The organism is Undibacterium sp. GW821-FHT11H02, assembly GCF_058808015.1.
The window spans coordinates 179,213-202,128 of record NZ_JBXARG010000004.1; the positions used below are offsets into that span (position 1 = coordinate 179,213).

The window sequence follows — 22,916 nt, forward strand, 5'->3', positions numbered from 1 at the left end:
TTAACCGCCAATATAAGACATCTCAATCTTTTTTCTTTGCGTAAGATCAGTTTGTTGATGGCGTAATTCTGAATAATGGTCGCTCCTTGATTGCCAGACTTGGGCAATTGCATGACTTAATTTCTGATCGACCTGATCTTCTTGCGGGTCGCGAAGTAGCGCACGTAAATCATGTCCTTCGCTCGCAAACAAGCAAGTGTAAAGTTTGCCTTGTGTCGATAGGCGTGCGCGGCTGCAGCTATGGCAGAATGCCTGACTGACACTAGAGATAAAGCCTATTTCACCTTGCCCATCGCTATGTTGCCAGCGTGCTGCGGTTTCGCTAGCGCTGTGCGATTCGAGCGGAAGTAATGACATACCAGCTCGCTTTAGTTGCTCGATGATCTCGGCGCTCGGTACCACTTCATCAAGCTTCCAGCCATTCGATGCACCGACATCCATATATTCGATAAAACGCAAAATGTGTCCGCTAGATTTGAAATAGCGAGCCATGGGAATGATTTCCTGATTGTTGGTGCCACCCTTTACTACCATATTGATTTTAATGTTTTTAAATCCTGCTATGCTCGCCGCCTGTATGCCTTCTAACACATCGCTGACCGGAAAGTCGACATCGTTCATGCGTTTGAACATCGCATCATCTAAGGCATCAAGCGATACTGTGATGCGGCTTAAACCAGCCTCTTTTAAGGCTTGCGCCTTGCGCGCTAATAAGGCGCCGTTGGTCGTCAGGGTCAGATCGATTGCTTCGCCGTCCACCGTGCGCAGCGCACTGAGCATCGCTACTAAGTCTTCGATATTTTTTCTAAGTAGTGGTTCGCCCCCAGTTAAACGTATTTTACGCACACCATGTGCGACAAATAGCTGTGCAATGCGCAGAATTTCTTCAAAGCTTAACAAGTCGCTGTGCGGCAGATACGGATAATCCTTATTGAAAATTTCCTTAGGCATGCAATAGGTACAGCGGAAATTGCATCTGTCTGTAACTGAAATGCGTAAGTCTTGCAAAGGGCGTTGGCGAGTATCCAGTAAGTTGCCCGTCGCCGCTTGTATCGGTGTCTCGGCAAACCAGTTATGCGAATGTTTTGCTGTTTGAATAATTGGAATAATTTTTTTCGACATCATTCTTTGTTTATTCTGGGTTGAGGCATGTGCGTGGGATGGAGAGCAGATTTGATCCTACTACAAATCGCCACTTCCCGCCCAATACCGCAGATGAATTCGGACTGAATCATAGCCAGTATCAAAAATCATTAGCTGCAAAAAAAAAGCCCAGTGAATTGAATCAATGGGCTCTTCTTTTGATTAGACGCTAAAAATATACTACCGATAGCGTCTTTTTATTTGCCGATTAGTGCTTGGTTTCCACCATGACCAAAGGCTCTTCTACGACAGGCGCAGAAGGCTTACGTTCGCGACCTACCCGTGCGACAGGTGCCACATTGGCAGCCGCTTCTTGAGCCGCTTTCAATTTGGCTGGGTCAGTGCCAGCTAATACTAAACCTGCACTGGCCAAGACTGTCGTTAAGTCTTCAACAGGCAATGTAGGCTTGGTGGTGACTTGGACAGGTGCTGAGGCTGGTACTTCGATAGCTTGTGAAGCAACTTCAACCGCCGGTGTTGCGGCTGGCGCTGGACTCGAGGAGTCCGTGGTTTCAGCTGCTAGTTCCGTCTTCGTAGCCGTGGCCTCTATTTCAGTGCTAACTGGTGCAGTCACTTCCGCAACTGTTGGCGCGACAGTCGTAGCATGTACTTCAGCTACTGACGTGTCTGGTGCAATAACTGGTGCTGTGCTTACTTCAGCTTGCACCGTTTCGGCTACAGCGTCGATTGCCTCTACTTGACTAGCAGACGCAGCAATAACTGTGCTGCCCGTTGTTACTGCATCCGTTGTTGCTGCATCTATAGCTGCGGCTTCAGTTGCAAGCACCGCAGTTATTGGTGCTTCAGGTACGGCTGGTGCTAAGTCAAAGCTGGCTTGTACTGGCGTTATTTCTACCGTTGCGACTGTCGTTGCAGGTTCAGTTGCGGCATTAGTTTCCAACTTAGTTTCAAGCTGAGTTTCAAGCTTAGTTTCAAAATTGGAGGAGGTGACTGTCTCGGCCGTAGCACTATTCAGTAAATCCACTACCGGGATAAACGCGGGAGCCGCTTCCACCTTTGTTTCACCATTGTTTTCGCCGCTGCCAGACGCCGCATCATTATTGTCCGTGCCTGTACGATCGCGACGATTACGATTGCGACCACCACGACGACGACGACGGCTTTCTTCTCCTTGCGCGCCCTGATCATTTTGCTCAGCGCTAAGACCTGCGCTAGCTAAGTTTGCAGTTTCATTCGTCTCTGCAATTTTTGCCTTATTTAATGCTGGCGCCACCGTCGTTGGCATTGGATCGACCGCATTGCTCAATTCCTCTGCTTTTGATTCCTGGTTCGCATTTTCTTTACGATTGTCGCGCTGACGTTGCTGACGTTCACGACGTGGCTCTTGTGCCTCTTTTTCTTCGCGTGGCGGGCGAGCTTGTTTTGCCTGACGTGATTGGGCGCTAGGTTCGTTTGCTACTGGTTTGTTGGTATCTTTCGCAACATTGTTTGCATTTGCTGGACGGTCTTCTGTTTCACCTCCATTTGTGTTGCGACCATTTCGTCCATTTCCATTGCGACCACGATTGCGTTGGCGGTTACGATCGCCTTGTTTGTCACGGCTGTGTTTTGGTTTTTCTTCTGCGACCGGCGTCTTTGTTTCTGCACTGCCAAAAATAGAACTGAAAAACTTCGCAATGCCAGCAAACAAACCACCGCTACTAGTTTCTTTTGCAGCGACGGCAACTGGTGCAGGCTTGCGCTCAACGATAGGTGCGGTTTCTGGTGTGATGCTCTTTACTACAGCTTCTTGACGTGGTTTGACATCATCTTTTTGACGTTTGCTGTAACCAATGTCGGTATCTGCTTGTTCAGCCATGGCATAGCTGACATGCGCTTCTTCCAGACGTGGATCGTCATGCTTTAAGCGATCGAGTTTGTAATGCGGTGTTTCCAAGTGCTTGTTTGGAATCAAAATCGCTGTGACACGATGACGGTTCTCAATTTTCAGGATTTCGCCACGCTTCTCATTCAATAAGAAGGCTGCGACATCGACCGGAACTTGGACGTGGATCGCTGCTGAATTTTCCTTCATTGCTTCTTCTTGGATAATACGCAAGACTTGCAGAGCAGAAGATTCAGTATCGCGGATGTGGCCGGTGCCATTACAACGTGGGCAAGTTACATGACTACCTTCGGACAGAGAAGGGCGCAGACGCTGACGGGATAATTCCATCAAGCCAAAACGGGAGATCTTGCCCATTTGGACGCGAGCGCGATCATAGCGCAATGCGTCTTTCAAGCGAGTTTCCACTTCGCGTTGGTTCTTGGCGTTTTCCATGTCGATAAAATCGATCACGATCAGGCCACCCAAGTCACGCAAACGCAATTGACGCGCAACTTCTTCAGCTGCTTCACAGTTGGTATTGAATGCCGTGGTTTCGATGTCACCACCGCGAGTCGAGCGGGCAGAGTTAACGTCAACAGAAACCAGTGCTTCGGTATGGTCAATCACAATCGCGCCGCCAGATGGCAAAGGCACGGTGCGTGAGTAGGCAGTTTCGATCTGGTGTTCGATTTGGAAGCGTGAGAACAAAGGCACGTCGTCGCTATAGCGTTTTACACGGTGCACCATATCGGGCATCACGTGGCTCATAAACTGTTGTGCCTGTTCGTAGATATCGTCAGTGTCGATCAGAATTTCGCCGATATCTGGTTGGAAATAATCACGGATCGCACGGATCACTAAAGAAGATTCTTGATAAATCAGGAAAGCGCCTTGGGCTGACTTGCCAGCGCCATCAATTGCGCGCCAGAGTTGCATCAGATAGTTCAGATCCCATTGCAATTCGTCAACATTGCGACCTATACCAGCGGTACGAGCAATCACGGACATGCCTTGTGGCAAGTCTAACTTGTCCATGGTTTCGCGCAATTCTTGACGGTCTTCGCCCTCAACACGGCGGGAAACACCACCACCACGCGGGTTGTTTGGCATCAAGACTAAGTAACGGCCAGCCAAAGAAATGAAGGAAGTCAAAGCCGCGCCTTTGTTGCCGCGTTCTTCTTTTTCTACTTGAACGATGATTTCTTGACCTTCGCGCAGAGCATCTTTGATCGATGAATTGCGAACGTCGATACCTTCTTTGAAATAGCTACGAGCGACTTCTTTAAATGGTAAAAAGCCATGACGTTCTTCGCCGTAATTGACGAAACAGGCTTCTAAGGAAGGTTCGATACGGGTGATAACCCCTTTGTAGATATTCGATTTGCGGAGTTCGCGTCCGGTGGTTTCGATATCGATGTCAATCAGTTTTTGCCCATTGACAATCGCTACGCGCAACTCTTCTTGCTGCGTAGCATTAAACAGCATACGTTTCATATTTTTCTCCATGGCATCAAGGCCATATATCACTAGCGCCAGCAATGCTGGGCGATAGTGGCGTGCTTACATTGGATGTATGCGAGAGCGGAGAGTTTGAGGGGGCGGGAAATGCCACTGACACAAAGAAATCTAAAAAATAGTCCCGCGAGCGATCAGCATAGTGCTGGAATCATTCAAAGGTGTTCATTAAATCTCTTGTGCGCTTGGCGCGGATGGTTTTTACCTGGGGCGAGTGCACATGTCTCCAAGAATTCTGGCTTGCATTCCACCGTCCTTTGAGCCTTGGAGGCGAAACAGAGTTACATCAAGCTAATAATTACTCAGGCGATGCGCAACTTACTAAAATAAATAGTGTCAAAGCGTTGGCAGTTCAAATTAACTACTCTACGTATGACGAAATCGACCGGTATTTCTAAAACCATCAACCGGCAAGCCAGCGAATTTATGTCAATTCGCATCTCTTGCCAGACTTATCCTTATATTTCAAACTTTCTGATCCAAATCGCTTTGCATGAGCCCGATTGCCACAATTGGTTGCAACCTTGACCTGCGAAAAACGATGTGCATACACATCTTTTCTATCGAATTTGCAAAATGGCGAGGCCGATAGACACGCCCCTGTGTAGAATAGTCGTCTTTCTTACACATGCTGAAGCTTTGTTAGCTCTAGCCTCAGGGATTATATATTCAAAATGAAGGACTTAGCGATAAATATGGGTGGAATATCTCAAAAACCATCCAAAATAGCTGAAGGGCAGACTGCCTCGCAAACTTTTGCACAGGTGCAACTCATTACTATCACTGAAGAGGATGCAGGTCAGCGAATTGATAACTTTTTGTTGCGTATTTGCAAAGGTGTGCCGAAAAGTCATGTTTATCGGATTTTGCGGTCGGGCGAAGTACGCGTGAATAAAGGGCGCATTGATCAGTTGTATCGCTTAAAAGAGGGTGATGTTGTACGGGTTCCACCGACACGAATTGCTGAAAAAGAGACGACCCATGTCCCGGGAGCGGAATTTGCGATTGTGTTTGAAGATAGTCATTTGTTAATTATTGATAAGCCTGCCGGCGTTGCTGTGCACGGTGGGTCCGGTGTCAGCTTTGGTGTTATCGAGCAATTGCGTGCCTCTCGACCTGAAGCCAAATTTTTAGAATTGGTACATAGATTAGACCGAGAAACTTCAGGAATACTGTTGTTAGCAAAAAAACGTTCGGCTTTAGTCAATTTACATGAACAAATGCGTGATGGCGAAACCGATAAGCGTTATCTGACTTTGGTTGCAGGTGATTGGAAGAATCAACGTCAGCACATCAAACTACCATTACACAAATATACGACGGCAGATGGTGAACGCCGCGTGCGTGTGCAAGCCGATGGGATGGAGTCTCACACGGTTTTTACCTTGAAGAAAAAATATGCCGATTTCGCTTTATTAGAAGCGGAACTAAAAACCGGTCGCACCCATCAGATCCGCGTACATTTATCATCCAGTGGCTTTGCGATTGCAGGGGATGATAAATATGGTGACTTTGCCTTAAATCGTGCTTTGTTAAAAGCGACGGATCGCCGTGGAGCCTTAAAACGCATGTTTTTGCATGCGCATCAAATCACGTTTACCCATCCAGAAAGCGGTAAGCAAATGACTTTGAATGCACCTTTGCCAAAAGAATGTGAGAAATTTTTGCAAACTCTGAGCTGATTTGAGCCAAAAGTTCGACTAAACCTCTTGAGTTTGTTTTAGAAAAAATTAGGGAAATATGGCAAAAAAATTATTTGATTTCATTGTGTTTGATTGGGATGGCACTCTAATGGATAGCACGACCACGATTGTGAAGTGTATCCAGGCTGCAGCAAAAGATCTTTCCTTGCCCATCCCGGATGCAGGTGCAGCAGCCCATGTAATCGGTTTGTCCTTAGGCGATGCTATGCAAGCCGTTATGCCGGATGTTGATCCTAAGTATTATCCTAAGATGGCAGAGCGTTATCGCTATCATTATTTATTGCGTGATCATGAATTGCCTTTGTTTCCAGGGGTGCGTGACATGCTCACCGATCTGGCGCAGCAAGGATATTTCTTGGCGGTGGCGACTGGCAAGGGGCGGGTAGGACTGAATCGGGCAATGAATAGTGCAAATGTTCTCGCCATGTTTGATGCGACTCGCTGTGCTGATGAAACTTTTTCTAAGCCCCATCCTGCCATGTTGCAAGAATTGACCCGAGAATTAGGGCAGGACATGCAGCGTACCTTGATGATAGGCGATACTACTCATGACTTGCTAATGGCAGCCAATGCCGGGGCTGCGTCAGTAGCAGTTGAGTACGGTGCACATGATGCTCGTTCTTTAGCAAGTCTGGCACCTTTGTATTCTGCAAAAAATGTCTTCGAGCTGCATCAGTGGCTCACCGAAAATGCTTGAGGAAATGATGGCTGAAATTTTCATATGTAACTCTGAAGAATTGGAAGAAGGCGGAAAGGGGATTCGCTTTCCCTTGAAAGCCGGTGGCGACGAGGCTACTGGATTTGTTGTTCGTTACGATGGTACTGCTCATGGTTATCTGAACCGTTGCGCTCATGTGCCAGTTGAGTTGGATTGGACCCCAGGTGAGTTCTTCGAAGGCAGCGGTCTGTACATTATGTGCGCGACGCATGGAGCGATTTATGTGCCAGAAACCGGACATTGTACTGGTGGCCCTTGCCGTGGTGGGCGACTACGTAAAATGATAGTGACTGAAGTCGATGGCAAAATTTATTGGCAGCCAGATGATTACTTAGCCGCTCCAGTTGCGAGTGCAGCACTTCCTAGTTGATCTGATAATTTTAATTTTTTTAATCTTCAAAATCGTTTAGATAGTTAAAATTTTCTTTGTAATCGTGAGTGACTAGCCTATATTAGAGTCGTAACTGGTTCAAAAGAGGAGGTCAATATACATAAATATTTTTGTATTTCAGACGAATGGAATTTGAGCTCCGGTGTTTATTCTTTACCGGTTATGTGTGAAGTAGAAAGTCCTTCTAATACGATCAAGCGCGGGGTGAACATACCTCGGTTTAGAGGCTTCTAATAAGCCCCCAAGTGATAAAAACGATGGTTTCGGCCATCGTTTTTCATTTCTGCCTTCGCCTTTATCTTGGTAATGGTGTTTTCTTAAATTTTCTTGCGTGAAATCAAGAAAATTATCCGGATGTCCGCTATCATGTTTTTTTACTTTTCTGATGCTTGCCCTGCGTACGGATTATCCATGCAATTAGCTTTGGCCCATTTTTGTGATGTACATTTTTCCCGCTTGTCTCGTTTCTTTAAACGAGAAAAATGTCTTTGCTTTCACTGTGGGGAAAGTATGCACAAAGAACATGCCCTGATGGCGACATTTCAGCAACAGCAATATCCGGTTTGCTGTCATGGTTGTCTTGCCGTATTACATGCAATCGAGAAGAATAATTTAGTCGAAGATTATTTACGTTCAAAGCGTGATAGTAAAGACGGTAAAGACTTCGCATGAGTCAAAATAGTATTGATTTACAATCACCCGTATTACCTGCGGATATCGATCAGCTGGAAACTGAATTGTTAAGCGTCGCCGGGATCCGTTGTGCTGCTTGCATACAGTTGATTGAATTTCGTGTTTCTCAGCTCAATGGTGTCGAATCCTTTCGTATTAATCCCATTTCTCAAAAAGCGCAATTGCGCTGGTACCCAACACAAATTGAATTGAAAAAAATCTTGCAGGCGATTGTTGATGTGGGCTATGCCGCGTTTCCTGCAAATCAATCATTAAGCGAATTTCAATCGAAAGAAAAAAAACTCGCCTTATGGCGCTTGTTTGTCGCTGGTTTCGCGATGATGCAAGTCATGATGTATGCCTTTCCTGCTTATTTGGTTCCCGTTCCTTCGCTCGACGGCGACTTAACACCCGACTTAGATCGTTTATTAAAGATCGCCAGTTTGATCATTGCATTGCCAGTGGTAGGATTTTCTGCCTTGCCCTTTTTTAAAGGCGCATGGCGTGATTTAGCATATCGCCATATAGGCATGGATGTGCCAGTGGCCTTGGGTATTTTATTGACCTTTGTTGCTAGCTGCTGGGCCACTTTTTGGGGTGGCGCTGTGTATTTCGATTCTGCGATTATGTTCGTTTTCTTGCTACTTGGCGCGCGCTTTATCGAGGAAAACGTTAAGCGAAAAACCTCGGCTGCATTATCTGTATTGATCCAAATCCATCCGACTTTAGGCCGAAAAATTTTGGACTATCCCTCTCGTGAACGCACGCAAGAATGTCGTGCTGATGAAATTGGAATCGGTGATTATTTATTGGTGCCTCCTGGCGAGCAAATTCCTTGCGACGGCATTGTGCTAGAAGGTCTTAGTGCATGTGATGAAGCTTTGATGACCGGTGAAGCTCATCCCGTCAATAAGTCAGCGGGCAGCAAAGTTATAGCGGGCTCGGTGAATTTGCATAGTGCTTTAGTTGTGCAGGCAGAAGGTGTTGGTAGCCAAACCCTATTGGCCAGTTTGATTGCGATGATGGAGTCGGCATCAGTGGAAAAACCACGTCTGGTTCAGTTGGCGGATAAGCATGCTAGTCGATTCTTGTTGGTGATCTTAATTGTTGCATTGGTTTCTGGAATCGTGTGGGCCTACATTGATCCTGATCGTGCATTGTGGATTGCCGTGAGCGTGATCGTTGTGACTTGCCCTTGTGCTTTGTCTTTAGCGACACCGGGCGTGATGTCGGCAGCAATTGGACAGTTAGCAAAATTTGGATTGTTGGTGACGCGCGGTAGTGCCATCGAAAACTTGGCGAATGTGACGCACATCATTTTCGATAAAACAGGAACGCTGACTTTTGGTAAATTGAAAGTGTTGCAAGCAGATTTCCTCGTTGAGCTTAATAGCGAAAAACTCGCAGAATATAAAAAGATAATCAGCGTGATGGCTGCAATGTCACTGCATCCAGTGTCTAAGGCCATTGCAGAGCACTTAGCCGGCGTACAGACGCGGCAGAATGAGTTGCGGATAGATAAACATATTGAGCTCGCTGGTTCAGGTGTCGAGGTGCAATTGGATGGACGAACTTATCGCTTAGGTCAGCTCAAATATGTGCGGGAGTTGAGTGATAGCGATTGGACTATTCCTGTTGCTTATCAAAGTAAAACAGTGACGGTTTTTGGTGACACTGAAAAGCTAATAGCGTGTTTTGTTTTAGAAGATAAATTGCGTGATGAGGCTGTCAATGCGATTGCAGATTTACAAAATCTTGGTAAAGAAATTATTTTACTTTCCGGTGATAGGCAACAGGTGGTCGTTGATATTGCCGAGCAATGTCATATCGCTGAATATCGTGCTGGCTTGAATCCAGCTCAAAAACATGCGTATATCCTCGACTTGCAAAAGCAGGGCGCTGTGGTGGCGATGGTGGGGGATGGAATGAATGATGGACCCGCCTTGTCATTAGCGAACGTATCCGTTGCGATGGGGCAGGGGGCGCCGATATCGCAAACACGTAGTGATTGTTTGCTGATGTCGAACCGTTTGAGTGACTTGTGTTTTGGTATTAAACTGGCGAATCAATCATATCGCTTGATTCGGCAAAATCTGGCCTGGGCATTACTTTATAACCTTGTCGCCGTGCCGGCCGCAGTCTTTGGTTACCTAGAACCATGGCATGCTGCACTCGGTATGTCGTTGAGTTCTTTGTTGGTGGTTTTAAATGGTTTACGATTGTTGACTATGAAGCCGCCAGATTATGATTTGCATCTGCTGGCTTGATTGAAATGGCTGGAATGAAAGTAAAATATTATGGAGATTTTGTATTTATTGGTACCGTTAAGCGTAATTCTGGTTTTTGCTATTGGCGCGATATTTTGGTGGGCTTTGCATCACCGGCAATTTGAAGATCTCGATGAACTTGGTCGTAGCATCATAGATGATAAAGAAGGCTGAACTTAGTTAGGACTTAAGCAAAACAGACGCTTGCCTCGTGCTGTTCGTCTCGCTTTGCAATCGCACGGTTCTCGGCTCCACGCCCCCCGATTCAATCATTCGAGGGCGGGTTCAAGTCAGCGCAATTTTGCGTAAGTCCTATCACTAATTTTTCTCATTTTCATCTAATTGTATGCAACGCGCAAGCTCGCGATAAGTCTCATCACTGCCATTTAAAAGCTGAATTTTTTTAGCGTTTTCGGCCTGACCAAAATTTCGTGTTATGGCGCGGTGGTATGCTGGATCGTAATGTCTCAAAAGTAGTTCTTCTATGAGTTCCGGTATTTTATTTTGTTGACTTAGTTCAGACCAATGTCGGATCTGATCCTTGCCGTGGATACTGATCAGGCAGGCTAGCTGTTCGTTGAGTAATTGGGTATCGTGAACGAAGTGTTGATAGTCTTCAGTTAGTAGTTCTATCCTGTCAGTAAGCGATAGTTCCAATTTAATGCAAGCTGCCTGACGAATACTGTCCATCATGGCATCAGGTACTCTTAAGTTACCTACTTTTTTGCTTTCAGCTTCGACATAAACAGGTTTTCGAAAGTCAAAGTTAGAAAGAGCACGCCAAATCTGCGTTTCAAAAAATTTTTGCGAAGGCTGTCCGTTCGATGGCAACTTACCTAATACGGATCCTCTGTGCTGTGCTAGTTGTTCAAGGTCGATCACTTGCGCACCCTGTGCTTGTAAAGCTTGAATCAGGCGACTTTTTCCAGTGCCTGTCTCACCACAAAGAACGCGCCAATTTGCTCGCGCTGCCAATTCAGGCAAACTTTGATTGACAAAGCGTCGGAAATTTTTATAACCACCATCTAGTTGCTGTGCGTGCCAACCTATTTTCGCTAGTACATGTGTCATAGAACCACTGCGATTGCCACCGCGCCAACAATAAATTAGAGGTTGCCATTCTTTTGGCTTATCTAAAAATAGTTTTTCAATATGAAGTCCGATATTTTTGGCTACTAGCGCAGCGCCGATTTTTTTTGCTTCAAAAGGACCGACTTGTTTGTACAAGGTGCCGACCCGAATTCTTTCCTCATCGTTGAGCACAGGGCAATTAATGGCGCCAGGGATATGATCTTCAGCAAATTCGCCGGGACTACGGACATCGATAATGCAGTCAAAATCGGATAAACGAGAATGGGCTTGTTCAAAGCTGATTAATAGCGAAGGCTTCATTACTTAATTAGTTTCTGTAGTGGTTGCCAGACGTTTTCCATCATGGTCGGATGCGCTTGCGCTGTGAGATGTATGCGATCTGCTTGAAATAGTTCGGTTTTGTCGGCCACACCTTTTAGGAAAAAAGGTACCAGCGCAGAATTGGTTTCTTTAGCTAATTTGGCATACATAGAAAAAAACTTCTCGGTATAGGCTTTTCCATAGTTGGGTGGGATTTGCATCGCCACCAGTAGTGGCTTCGCTTTGCTGTTTTTGACCATCAGCAGCATGTCACGGAAATTTTGTTCTGATGCATTTAAGTCTAAACCACGCAGCGCATCGTTGCCGCCGAGCTCGATAATTACTATGGACGGCTGATGAATTTTGAGTAAGGCGCCTAATCGGGTCTTGCCGCCACTGCTGGTTTCTCCACTAGTACTGGCATTCACCACTTGTAGGGGAATTTTCTTTTCTTGCAGTCGTTTTTCTAACAGCGCAACCCAGCCCGTATTGCGAGCCAGCCCATATTCGGCAGATAAACTATCACCGAGCACGAGTAATGTTTTTGGTGCAGAATGCGCATGGGCAGAAAATAAATTCAGTAAAAATAGAGACATTATTAAACTGAAGACTTTCAGTTTTTTTATAAAATTTAAGCGCATAAATTCAACATGAACCTTTCTAGCAATGACAATATTTCAGCGACAGTTTCCGCAACTATGCCGGTAAGCAAGTTCGCCATACAGGTAAAAAATTTGAGTAAGCGGGTGGCCGATGCAACTGGCGAGCTCACTATTCTACATAATATCGAGTTTACTGCGGAAGCGGGGGAGACCTTAGCAATAGTCGGCGCTTCCGGCTCAGGAAAGTCGACACTGCTGGGTATTCTGGCTGGTCTTGATACCCCGACAGAGGGTACAGTCTTTCTAGGAGGCACTGACATTTTTTCTTTAGATGAAGATGGTCGTGCATTGCTGCGTAAAAATCAGCTGGGATTTGTTTTTCAATCCTTCCAATTATTGATGCATTTAAATGCACTCGAAAATGTGATGTTGCCATTGGAGTTGCGCGGTGACAAAGATGCTAAAACAAAAGCTGAAGAAATGTTAAAAAAAGTCGGCCTTGGTAGCCGACTGAAACATTATCCTAAGTTTCTTTCTGGCGGTGAACAACAAAGGGTGGCGTTAGCCAGGGCGTTTGTGACTGAACCACCTTTGTTATTCGCCGATGAACCGACCGGAAGTCTCGATGCCGCCACTGGCGAGTCTGTAATTCAGTTAATGTTTGAACTGAACCGCGAGCGCGGTTCTACCCTGGTACTGGTGACGCATGATTTATCGATTGCCGCACGTTGCGGACGAACTTTATCTATCGCAGCTGGACGATTGATGTAGCGATTTTTCCTGTTGAACAGGCGTCAATAGATGATAGAAAAATGGCCCAACTTGCTTGGGCCATTTTTTTAGAAGCGATAGGTGATAACCGAGAAGATCGTCACTGGCGTTCTTTGTTGCAGGAAAGGATTCTTGCTGCTATCTCCCAACATATGACGCGCGGATACGCCAGTGGACAAAGACCAACTAGGGTCAATATTCCAATTCCAACTGGTACCCAAACGTAGCTCAGCACGAGGCGAGTAATTTATGAGATTCAAACTATTTGTATTCTGTATGTATTTGCTATCGATCTGATTCCATAAATTACCACCGACATAATTTTGACTGCCCCAGTTAATACTGAAGGCCGTAGTTAAACGGTGTTTTTTATTGAAGATACTGGTCGCTTTTGCGCCTACACTCAATTGTGCTCCACGCTCGTTCCCATTGCTAAAGCTTAGTGATGAAGTCAGGGCGTAGTTGGGAGTAATGCGATAGTTTAAATGAGCACCTGAAGTCAGTGTTGAGCTGGCCAGTTTAGGACTGCTGAAGCTGTCGCGATTGAAATCTTTACGATTCAATTCAAGATAATCTTGCGGATTTTCTATATTGAAATGGACGCCATATTCGAGCTTGTCTGAATTAGAAAAGTTCAGGCTCGTTAAGCTGTTATTGCTAAGTTGCAATCCTCGTTTGTTCTTGCTGGCACCATCAAATAAATTGCTCATGCCGACCGATTTGAGTGTAGTGATACCCACTAATTGTTGAGTGCCATCAACGTTCTTGATCGATGAAAATTGATCGACACCAAAATTTTGCGCAGACACACTCAATGAAGCGCTGAGCGACCCACACAAAATTGTGAAACAAATCATTTTTTTCATAACTGTGACTCTCTAAATATGCATCCAAGCTAAGGCAGCAATACCGAGACCAGCTGTCGCTACTGCATAAGAAGCGTATTGCAGCCATTTTTTCTTGGTCAGTAGTGCTATTGCGGCTAATGATATTGCAATTTGAACTGCAGTCATAGACTGTGCCCAACGATGATGTTGGTGCAAGGCAGCTTCAGACGATGCTTCTAATTCTACTACCTGTTTCTCAAATGCTTCTGCTTCTTTTTTGATTTGTTCTTTTTCTTTTTTGTAACGTTCTATGTCTAATTTGTATTTTTCACCATCAACACCGGGAATAGACAAGGCGAGTTCTGCTAAGTTCTGTTTATTTGATTTTGATTGATAATGACTCCAGCTATTAGCAGCATCGGTTTTTGTGATCGCTGCACTGTTCTTTAACATGGCGGCTTCATTTTGCGTGGCACCGCCTTTGTAGCCGATTAAGGCACCAACCGTGGCCATAATGGCGGTCATAACGGCGATTTTGCTGGAAAAATCATCGTTGCTGTGAGCTGCATGTTCGAGTTCATGATCATGTGGTCCATGAACGTGGAATCCGTGTCCTGACATTTTTATCCTATTTTCTTATGTAAGTAACAATTGCATAGTGTAACTGATTCGATTCGGCGATGAAATACTCGCGCCGCTCTTCTTGCCAGACCGCAGGATCAATTTTTGGAAAGAAGGCATCACATTGATAGGTCTGTTGGATTTCAGTCACAATCAATTGTTGTGCAAAAGCTAAAGCTTGTTGGTAAATTTCTGCACCACCAATCACAAAGGCGGTTTGACCTCTGACCAAGGACAAGGCATCTTGTATAGACGTGACCGTGTCAACGCCGTCATGTACCCAATTCGTATTTCGGGTAATGACGATATTTTGACGTTTTGGAAGTGGCCTGCCGATAGAGTCAAAGGTTTTGCGCCCCATCAAAATAGGATGGCCTGAGGTGGTGCGTTTGAAGTGTGCTAAATCTTCGGGTAAATGCCATGGCAGTTGGTTATTGATTCCTATGCCATGGTTTTTATCAGTCGCAACGATAATGCTTACGTTTGGTACGGAGTCAGACATGGTTAACAATCTTTTTTATACGGCCACTGGTGCTTTGATATGTGGATGAAATTGATAATTTTCAATTTCAAAGTCTTCAAATTTGTAATCAAAAATGGAATCGGGTTTGCGCAAGATTTTCAGACTTGGCAAAGTGAAAGTCTGGCGTGAAAGTTGTTCTTTGACTTGGTCTAAATGATTGCTATATAAGTGACAATCGCCACCCGTCCAGATGAAATCGCCAACTTCTAATCCAGTTTGTTGGGCCACCATGTGGGTCAATAACGCATACGAAGCAATATTGAATGGCACACCTAAGAAAATATCGGCACTACGTTGATATAGCTGACAGGAAAGACGACCATTTGCAACATAAAATTGAAAGAAAGCATGGCAGGGCGGTAATTTCATCTGTGGAATATCGGCTACATTCCAAGCCGACACGATCAATCGGCGAGAATCTGGATTGCTTTTGATTTGCTCCATCAATTGTGCGATTTGGTCGACATGGCCACCGTCGGGCAAAGGCCAACTGCGCCACTGCGAGCCATACACTGGGCCTAGATTGCCGTTTTCATCGGCCCACTCATCCCAGATCGAGACGCCGTTGTCCTTTAAATATTTGGTATTAGTCGAGCCTGCCAAAAACCAGATTAATTCGTGAATAATCGATCTTAAGTGCAGTTTTTTCGTGGTTACTAAGGGAAAGCCCTGACTTAAATCAAAACGCATTTGATAACCAAAGACTGAAAGCGTGCCGGTGCCAGTACGGTCAGTTTTGACATTCCCATGCTGCTGTACGTGACGCATAAAATCGAGATACTGTTGCATTTGTTTAGCTTTAAAATATCGTTGAAATAGTTAAAATAGTTGAAATGCCGCCTAAGAAATTGCTACTTTCTGCATCTTTAAACATGCATTGCAAGAACAAAAAAGCCTTGTCACTCGAAATGGCAAGGCTGGATAATTTCAGAGTTGATGCTTAGTATAACAGCTCAGTGCAGTAGCTTATGCACGCATACTATCGTCGTGACCATCTTGATTGCCTGGAGCGACCAAAGGAATTGTCATTTCAAAGCGTGCGCCTTGATTTGGTTCGCTGGTCACACGGATGTCGCCACCTAATACATTGGTAATGATATTAAAGGTGATGCTAAGACCAAGCCCACTACCACCTTTACCGAACTTCGTCGTGAAAAATGGTTCGAAGATTCGTTTGATGATGCTAGGCGGAATACCTTTACCAGAGTCTTCAAAAACAATTAATACCTGATCACCCTGACGTCGTGCCATACAGCGCATGTAACCTTGGTTCATGCCATCCAAACCATGTACTACGGCATTGTTGACGAGGTTACTAAACACTTGACCTAGTGGCCCGGGATAGCTATCAAGCTCGATATCGTCGGGAATATCCAGTTCAAGATTAAACGGTGTTTTGCGCAGGCTGGAATGAAGCAGAGCTGCCAGTTCCTGGAATACGACGACCAAGGTAAATTTACGACGTTGCGCACTCGATTGATCAACTGCGACTTGCTTGAAATCGCCGACCAACTGAGCTGCTTGTTGTAAACCGCGCATCAATAATTTACTCGACTCTGTGGCTGCATCAACATAATGCGATAAATCGGAACGACGCATGGTGCCATCTGTCATCGCTTTACCGATCTGGCGGGTTTCGTCGCTTAAAGTGCTGGCAACCAATAAGCAATTGCCTAGCGGGGTATTGAGTTCGTGGGCGACACCAGCAACCATAGAGCCTAACGCGGCCATGCGTTCAATTCTGGCCAATTCGTTTTGAGCGCTATTGACACTGGCCAGAGCGGCTTCTAAGTGATGATTGGCATTTTCTAATTCCTGTGTTCGTTGTCGAACTTTTGATTCCAATGTGCCAGAGTACTCGAGTAATTGTTGGTTTTTGATTTCGAGCTCTCTAAACGAGCGCTGTAAAGCCTGGCGGGTAGCCTCTAAGCTGACTGCGAGATGGCCGATTTCGTCCTTACGATCAAATGCAATAACTTCATTGAGTTCGCCATTGGCGAGCATGTCCGATTTTTCAATCAGCTGCTTAATTGGTAGCACTAAGCGCCACTGCAATACAACAAAAATGCAGAGCACGGACAGGAGGAAGGAAGTAGCGGTCACAAAAATAGCGCGGTAAACATTCGCTGTGATCTCTGCAAGCATAATATCTTCGGCGAAAGTTAATTGAACTTCGCCAATGACTTGTTCGCCATGCATAATCGGTTCGGATTTGGTGCGAAAGGGTCCTTTTTGACTGGCTTTACGTGAGGTAGTAATAAAGGTTTTTTTGTCCGGCAACGTGATGACGTTGATCTCTGAAACGTTGGGGTTAGAGAAGACGACTTCACTGGATAAATTGGCAATTTCTGGCGTGATTTGCCAAACAGGCTCGCTTAAAATAACAGCGAGAATGGCGGCTGATCGTTTGTGATCATCTTCCAATTTTCTTAGGCTATCTGCTCTGATCGTACTTAATTGAGTAGGAATCAAAACGGCAGATGTAACCAATAAGCCAAAGAATACGGCCAGAACCACAGCCAAACGTAAAGTAATACGACTGATAATTGAGGAAATGAATGTGGGCGTTTTCATTGATTCACCACGTTCTTTTTTTCGTAAAAGGCCAGCAGCATACGTCGTCTTTCGATTTTACAGACTTTGTGCTTTACTCTTGCGGCACGAGTCGGTAGTGGTTACTGGAAGGCGGTGCAACTTCTTGCTCGTATTTTTTAGAAGAAGTTGTTGCTGATGGTAAAAGGTTTTAGTACTTTACACAAGCGAAGCTACCGAAGTTAGGCCCATTCAATTCCTACTTATCGCAAAAACTACAAAGTATTAATAATTTGTGTCTGCGATATTTAATTAAATGAAAACAATATGTCGATTTCTAGTGATTTTCACGTGCGTGATTAATTGTGTATTTAGGAATTTCTATAGTGATATCTTGTTCGCCTAATTTGACTTGGCAGGACAGACGCGAAGTCGCTTCTAAACCCCATGCAGCATCGAGTAAATCTTCTTCATCATCACTTGATTCATTTAAAGAATTAAATCCTTGACGAACCACAACGTGGCAAGTCGTGCACGCGCACGACATTTCGCAGGCATGCTCGATTTCTACTGCATTCTCTACCAGGGCTTCGCACAAAGATTTGCCTTCTTCAACTTCGATTGTTTTGCCATTAGGGCAGAGTTGAGCGTGCGGCAATATAGTGATGATAGGCATGATGTTCTTTATTGGGAAAATTATTCAAACTCGTTCAGGTTCTTACCTGCGAGAGCACTGCGTACACTTTGATCCATGCGGCGCGCTGCAAATTCTTCTGTGCCATCTGCCAGTGCTGTAATACTGGCTTTAATGGTGTCATGATCGCTAACTTGCTTGGTTTGGCGCAAATTTTCAATCAGTGTTTCGATTTTTTGTAATTCTTCTGCGCTTAGTAATTGTTTATCGCTGGCTAGGGCTGATTCAATGGCTAACAGTAAGCGATCAGCTTCTACCTGTTCTTCACGCAAAGCACGAGCTTGCATATCGCTATCAGAAGAACTAAATGAGTCCTGCAACATGCGTGCTATTTCATCGTCGGCCAGACCATACGACGGTTTGACCACGATAGAAGATTCAACCCCTGAACGCATTTCGCGCGCTGATACTGATAGCAGACCATCCGCATCGACTTGGTAGGTGATGCGTATGCGGGCTGCACCAGCCGCCATAGGTGGAATGCCGCGCAATTCAAATCTAGCCAGAGAACGGCAGTCACTGACGAGTTCGCGTTCACCTTGGACTACATGAATCGCTAGTGCAGTTTGACCATCTTTAAACGTTGTAAATTCTTGTGCACGGGCGCAAGGAATGGTGGAGTTACGCGGAATGACTTTTTCAGATAATCCACCCATAGTCTCGATACCCAAAGACAAAGGAATGACATCTAAGAGTAACCAATCGTCACCCGCAGCGCGATTTCCGGCCAAAAGATTCGCTTGAATTGCGGCACCGAGTGCAACGACTTTATCGGGGTCGATATTTGCTAATGGCGTAGTTTGGAAAAATTCACCGACGGCTTTGCGTACATGTGGCATGCGTGTCGCACCACCAACCAAGACAACACCATCAATATCATCGACAGTTAGTTTTGCATCTCGTAAAACCTTGCGACAAGGTGTGATCGTTTTGATGACCAGGTTTTCTGTAATTTCGGTAAAAATGCTCTTGGTAATTTGCAAATGTACGACTTCGCCATTGGAGAGTTTGGCATCGATGTAAGTGGAAGTTTGGGTCGATAAAATTTCTTTGGCTTCACGCGCTTTTACCATCAACACACTGGTATCAGCATCATTTAGTAAAGATAGACCGGCTTCCTGCAAAATCCAACAGAACAGACGATGGTCAAAGTCATCGCCACCAAGTGCTGAGTCACCACCAGTCGACAAAACTTCGAATACACCTTTGCTCATGCGTAATATCGAAATATCGAAAGTGCCACCGCCCAAATCGTAGACTGCGTACACACCCTCAGAACCATTATCCAGACCATAGGCAATCGCCGCTGCGGTGGGTTCGTTTAGCAAACGCAATACATTTAAACCAGCCAGTTTCGCTGCATCCTTGGTTGCTTGACGTTGTGCGTCATCAAAGTACGCGGGAACGGTAATAACCGCACCGACCAAATCGTCACCCAAAGCATCTTCAGCTTGTTGGCGTAAGCTTGCGAGAATTTGTGCGGACACTTCTACTGGACTTTTGATGCCAGCAACGGTCTTTAATTGCACCATGCCAGGTTCATCGTGAAAATCGTAAGGCAAGTTTTCAGCATGCGCGATATCTTTTAATCCGCGTCCCATAAAACGCTTAACAGAAACGATGGTGTTTTTCGGATCTGTTGTTTGCTCTGCTTGTGCTTTGAAACCGATATGCGCATGACCATTCGGTAAATATCTTACTACCGACGGTAGTAATGAGCGGCCTTCCTCATCATTGAGAATTTCAGGAATACTATTGCGCACGGTGGCAACTAAGGAATTGGTCGTTCCTAAATCAATGCCGACCGCCAAACGATGTTGGTGCGGGGCAGTGGACATGCCGGGTTCTGAAATTTGCAGTAATGCCATAATTTTGTCGTGAGGGTGACGCTGTAGGTCGTCGGTTATTATTAGTTGGTTGCTATTGGGCTGAAGCTTACGAAAGAATTACAAAGAATCAGCGATGAATTATTTAATCATCAAAGGCAGCAATATCAGCCAGAAATTTTTCTAAAAATAAACAAGCGCGAATATCTTGCGCAGCTGCTTGAAAATTACCGCTAGCAATCGCAACACCGGCATTTGCCGTTTGTGCTTTTAAACCCGCTTGTACTTCTTTTTCTAGCTGGAGCATCACTGTCATATTGTTGCTGTGCCGAGCATCGTCAAAAGCTTCGCGCCATTCCATTTGCTGCATTAAGAAACTCGCAGGCATGCTGGTGTTTGATTCAGTCTGCAAATCAACGCCGTTCAAATGACACAGATAGGTCGCACGTTTGAGTGGATCTTTTAAGGTCTGATACGCTTCATTGGCCTGCGTCGCCCATTGCATCGCCACCCGCTTTTCTGCATCGCCCGCTTGTACGAATTTATCCGGATGAACGGTAGACTGCACTTCGCGATACGCGGTATCGAGTTGCGCACGGTCTAGTTCGAAGCTGGTTGGTAAATTGAACAGAGCGAAATGATTCTGCATAGTCATGAATGTGAAGATAGTGCCTTAAATACGGAAGCTCTCGCCACAGCCGCACTCGTCTTTGACGTTTGGGTTGTAGAATTTAAAGCCTTCGTTCAAGCCTTCACGTGCGAAGTCCAGCTCTGTGCCATCAATGTAAGGCAGGCTCTTAGGATCGACGAACACTTTTACGCCGTGGGTTTCGAAGATTTGATCTTCGGCGCCGACTTCGTCCACATATTCCAATTTATACGCCATGCCAGAGCAACCCGTTGTACGGACGCCGAAGCGCAAGCCTATGCCTTTGCCGCGACGTTCCATATAACGGATCACGTGTTTTGCTGCTTTTTCTGTCAGAGTAATCGCCATGATCTATCCAAATTGCGCTAAAACTGCGCGAAAAATAAGTTGAATAAAATTATTCAGCGCTATGCTTGTTTTTGTAATCAAGTACAGCCGCTTTGATCGCATCTTCTGCCAAAATTGAGCAGTGGATTTTGACCGGTGGCAGCGCCAATTCTTCCGCAATTTCTGTGTTCTTGATGCTCAAAGCTTGATCTAAAGTTTTACCTTTAACCCACTCAGTGACCAAAGAAGATGACGCAATCGCAGAGCCGCAGCCATAAGTTTTAAACTTGGCATCTTGAATTACGCCATCAGCACCAACTTTGATTTGCAATTTCATGACGTCGCCGCAAGCAGGTGCGCCGACCATGCCAGTACCGACAGAGTCATCACCTTTTTCAAACGCGCCAACGTTACGTGGATTCTCGTAGTGATCCAATACTTTTTCTGAATATGCCATGATAAAAATTCCTTTTGTAAGCGAAGCTAATTCTTTACTTCATTTTGAGTTCAAGATGAATCCGCTAAAAATTCAATTGTTGGGATGCAGATCAAGGCGCAAACCGCAGCAATAAGTCGGTATTGCGAGGATTTGCAACGCAGATATGCGCCCAAAAATTGGATTTGTAGTGGCGTTCATTAATGTGCTGCCCATTGTATGGTTGAGATGTCGATACCGTCTTTGTACATGTCCCAAAGCGGAGACAATTCGCGCAATTTGCCGACTTTGGATTTCAAGAGTTCTATGGTGAAATCAATATCTTCTTCGGTAGTAAAGCGACCGATGGTGAAACGAATCGAGCTATGCGCTAATTCATCACTGCGACCCAAAGCACGTAAAACGTAAGACGGTTCCAAACTTGCAGACGTACAAGCTGAGCCCGAAGATACTGCAATATCTTTAATCGCCATGATTAAAGATTCGCCTTCGACATAGTTAAAACTCACATTCAAATTATGTGGAACGCGGTGATCCATATCGCCATTGATGTACGTTTCTTCGATCTCGTTTAAACCTTTTGCAAGACGATCACGCATAGTACGAATGTGTGCCAATTCGTTAGCCATTTCTTCTTTCGCGATACGGAAGGCTTCTCCCATGCCAGCGATTTGATGTGTTGCCAAAGTACCTGAGCGCAAGCCGCGCTCATGACCACCACCGTGCATTTGCGCTTCTAAACGCACGCGTGGTTTGCGACGTACATACAAGGCGCCCACGCCTTTTGGACCATAGGATTTATGCGCGGAGAAAGAGACTAAATCAACTTTGACTTTTTCCAGATCGATCTCCACTTTGCCTGTTGCTTGTGCCGCATCTGAATGGAAAATGATGCCTTTTTCACGGCACAATTCACCGATTTCGGCGATAGGTTGAATCACGCCGATTTCATTATTCACCCACATGACGGAGACTAATATCGTATCAGGGCGGATCGCTTCTTTTAATTGATCGAGCGTGATCAAACCATTGTCTTGCGGTTGCAAGTAAGTTGCTTCAAAACCTTGACGCTCCAATTCACGTACAGTGTCTAACACTGCCTTGTGTTCAGTCTTGACCGTAATGATGTGTTTGCCTTTGCCTTTGTAAAACTGGGCAGCACCTTTTAAGGCGAGGTTGTTACTTTCTGTCGCGCCGGAAGTCCAGATGATTTCACGGGAATCTGCATTGACTAAGGCTGCAACATGACCACGTGCTGCTTCGACCGCTGCTTCGGCATCCCAGCCATACGCATGACTACGTGAAGCTGGATTGCCAAACTGCGAGCGCAAATAAGGAATCATCACGTCGGCAACGCGCGGATCAACTGGAGTCGTCGCTGAATAATCCATGTAAATCGGAAAATGCGGTGCTTTCAGCGTGTCGATCAAAGTTTTTGTCAATGGTACAGTTGTAGTTGCGGCAGTCATTCAAAACTCC

At 45.4% G+C, this 22,916-nt stretch carries 22 protein-coding genes; 7 read left to right on the forward strand and 15 right to left on the reverse strand.

Going from position 1 to position 22,916, the window contains the following annotated elements:
- Nucleotides 1-1,122 carry a GTP 3',8-cyclase MoaA gene (gene moaA, locus AC1RR2_RS06045; RefSeq protein ID WP_493221402.1) on the reverse strand — a complete coding sequence of 374 codons (1,122 nt, stop codon included), beginning with the start codon at nt 1,120-1,122 and terminating at the stop codon, nt 1-3.
- Nucleotides 1,123-1,351: 229 nt separating this feature from the next.
- A complete protein-coding gene (locus AC1RR2_RS06050) occupies nt 1,352-4,465 on the reverse strand; it encodes an Rne/Rng family ribonuclease (RefSeq protein WP_493221403.1) in 3,114 nt (1,037 codons plus the stop codon).
- Nucleotides 4,466-5,160: 695 nt separating this feature from the next.
- Between AC1RR2_RS06050 and AC1RR2_RS06055 the strand changes: the two genes are divergently transcribed.
- The 6 genes from AC1RR2_RS06055 to ccoS all read left to right on the forward strand — a co-directional run bounded on the left by AC1RR2_RS06055 (nt 5,161) and on the right by ccoS (nt 10,411).
- Nucleotides 5,161-6,168 carry an RluA family pseudouridine synthase gene (locus tag AC1RR2_RS06055; protein WP_493221404.1) on the forward strand — a complete coding sequence of 336 codons (1,008 nt, stop codon included), beginning with the start codon at nt 5,161-5,163 and terminating at the stop codon, nt 6,166-6,168.
- A 58-nt stretch (nt 6,169-6,226) separates the two neighbouring features.
- The gene (locus tag AC1RR2_RS06060; protein ID WP_493221405.1) at nt 6,227-6,886 is read left to right on the forward strand and encodes an HAD-IA family hydrolase; all 660 of its coding nucleotides are present in this window, start codon (nt 6,227-6,229) and stop codon (nt 6,884-6,886) included.
- Between the two features lie 4 nt (nt 6,887-6,890).
- Nucleotides 6,891-7,277 (forward strand): Rieske (2Fe-2S) protein, encoded by a 387-nt coding sequence (locus tag AC1RR2_RS06065; protein WP_493221406.1) that lies wholly within the window; start codon nt 6,891-6,893, stop codon nt 7,275-7,277.
- A 432-nt stretch (nt 7,278-7,709) separates the two neighbouring features.
- Nucleotides 7,710-7,970, forward strand: coding sequence for a heavy metal translocating P-type ATPase metal-binding domain-containing protein (locus tag AC1RR2_RS06070; RefSeq protein ID WP_493221407.1), 261 nt, complete (start codon nt 7,710-7,712; stop codon nt 7,968-7,970).
- Nucleotides 7,967-10,237 (forward strand): heavy metal translocating P-type ATPase, encoded by a 2,271-nt coding sequence (locus AC1RR2_RS06075; protein WP_493221408.1) that lies wholly within the window; start codon nt 7,967-7,969, stop codon nt 10,235-10,237. Before AC1RR2_RS06070 ends, AC1RR2_RS06075 begins: the two co-directional genes overlap by 4 nt.
- A 30-nt stretch (nt 10,238-10,267) precedes the next feature.
- Nucleotides 10,268-10,411, forward strand: coding sequence for a cbb3-type cytochrome oxidase assembly protein CcoS (gene ccoS, locus AC1RR2_RS06080; protein ID WP_493221409.1), 144 nt, complete (start codon nt 10,268-10,270; stop codon nt 10,409-10,411).
- 144 nt (nt 10,412-10,555) lie between these two features.
- Here the strand turns inward: ccoS and mnmH are convergent, their stop codons facing one another.
- Nucleotides 10,556-11,629: a tRNA 2-selenouridine(34) synthase MnmH gene (mnmH, locus tag AC1RR2_RS06085; protein WP_493221410.1), complete on the reverse strand. Its 1,074-nt coding sequence runs from the start codon at nt 11,627-11,629 to the stop codon at nt 10,556-10,558.
- Nucleotides 11,629-12,225, reverse strand: a complete 597-nt coding sequence (locus AC1RR2_RS06090) for an arylesterase (RefSeq protein ID WP_493221411.1) — start codon at nt 12,223-12,225, stop codon at nt 11,629-11,631. Before AC1RR2_RS06090 ends, mnmH begins: the two co-directional genes overlap by 1 nt.
- Before the next feature lie 102 nt (nt 12,226-12,327).
- Here AC1RR2_RS06090 and AC1RR2_RS06095 point away from each other — a divergent pair, with 102 nt between their 5' ends.
- Nucleotides 12,328-13,002, forward strand: a complete 675-nt coding sequence (locus AC1RR2_RS06095; protein ID WP_493221500.1) for an ABC transporter ATP-binding protein — start codon at nt 12,328-12,330, stop codon at nt 13,000-13,002.
- A gap of 68 nt (nt 13,003-13,070) precedes the next feature.
- Here AC1RR2_RS06095 and AC1RR2_RS06100 read toward each other — a convergent pair whose 3' ends face one another.
- From AC1RR2_RS06100 to AC1RR2_RS06150, 11 genes are all read right to left on the reverse strand, one after another.
- The gene (locus AC1RR2_RS06100) at nt 13,071-13,868 is read right to left on the reverse strand and encodes a MipA/OmpV family protein (RefSeq protein WP_493221412.1); all 798 of its coding nucleotides are present in this window, start codon (nt 13,866-13,868) and stop codon (nt 13,071-13,073) included.
- 12 nt (nt 13,869-13,880) lie between these two features.
- Nucleotides 13,881-14,450, reverse strand: coding sequence for a DUF4337 domain-containing protein (locus AC1RR2_RS06105; RefSeq protein WP_493221413.1), 570 nt, complete (start codon nt 14,448-14,450; stop codon nt 13,881-13,883).
- Nucleotides 14,451-14,457: 7 nt separating this feature from the next.
- Nucleotides 14,458-14,952: a dihydrofolate reductase gene (locus AC1RR2_RS06110; protein WP_493221414.1), complete on the reverse strand. Its 495-nt coding sequence runs from the start codon at nt 14,950-14,952 to the stop codon at nt 14,458-14,460.
- A gap of 15 nt (nt 14,953-14,967) precedes the next feature.
- Complete coding sequence (locus tag AC1RR2_RS06115; RefSeq protein ID WP_493221415.1) at nt 14,968-15,762, reverse strand: thymidylate synthase; 795 nt, start codon at nt 15,760-15,762, stop codon at nt 14,968-14,970.
- Between the two features lie 177 nt (nt 15,763-15,939).
- Complete coding sequence (locus AC1RR2_RS06120; protein ID WP_493221416.1) at nt 15,940-17,547, reverse strand: sensor histidine kinase; 1,608 nt, start codon at nt 17,545-17,547, stop codon at nt 15,940-15,942.
- 295 nt (nt 17,548-17,842) lie between these two features.
- Entirely contained in the window at nt 17,843-18,181 is a 339-nt protein-coding gene (fdx, locus tag AC1RR2_RS06125) for an ISC system 2Fe-2S type ferredoxin (RefSeq protein WP_493221417.1), read from the reverse strand.
- Nucleotides 18,182-18,201: 20 nt separating this feature from the next.
- Nucleotides 18,202-20,067 carry a Fe-S protein assembly chaperone HscA gene (hscA, locus tag AC1RR2_RS06130; protein WP_493221418.1) on the reverse strand — a complete coding sequence of 622 codons (1,866 nt, stop codon included), beginning with the start codon at nt 20,065-20,067 and terminating at the stop codon, nt 18,202-18,204.
- A gap of 103 nt (nt 20,068-20,170) precedes the next feature.
- Nucleotides 20,171-20,674 carry a Fe-S protein assembly co-chaperone HscB gene (gene hscB, locus AC1RR2_RS06135; RefSeq protein ID WP_493221501.1) on the reverse strand — a complete coding sequence of 168 codons (504 nt, stop codon included), beginning with the start codon at nt 20,672-20,674 and terminating at the stop codon, nt 20,171-20,173.
- Nucleotides 20,675-20,698: 24 nt separating this feature from the next.
- A complete protein-coding gene (gene iscA / locus AC1RR2_RS06140) occupies nt 20,699-21,022 on the reverse strand; it encodes an iron-sulfur cluster assembly protein IscA (protein WP_493221419.1) in 324 nt (107 codons plus the stop codon).
- A 49-nt stretch (nt 21,023-21,071) separates the two neighbouring features.
- Nucleotides 21,072-21,458: a Fe-S cluster assembly scaffold IscU gene (gene iscU / locus AC1RR2_RS06145; protein ID WP_189346603.1), complete on the reverse strand. Its 387-nt coding sequence runs from the start codon at nt 21,456-21,458 to the stop codon at nt 21,072-21,074.
- A 179-nt stretch (nt 21,459-21,637) separates the two neighbouring features.
- Complete coding sequence (locus AC1RR2_RS06150) at nt 21,638-22,906, reverse strand: IscS subfamily cysteine desulfurase (RefSeq protein ID WP_493221420.1); 1,269 nt, start codon at nt 22,904-22,906, stop codon at nt 21,638-21,640.
- Between the last annotated feature and the right edge of the window lie 10 nt (nt 22,907-22,916).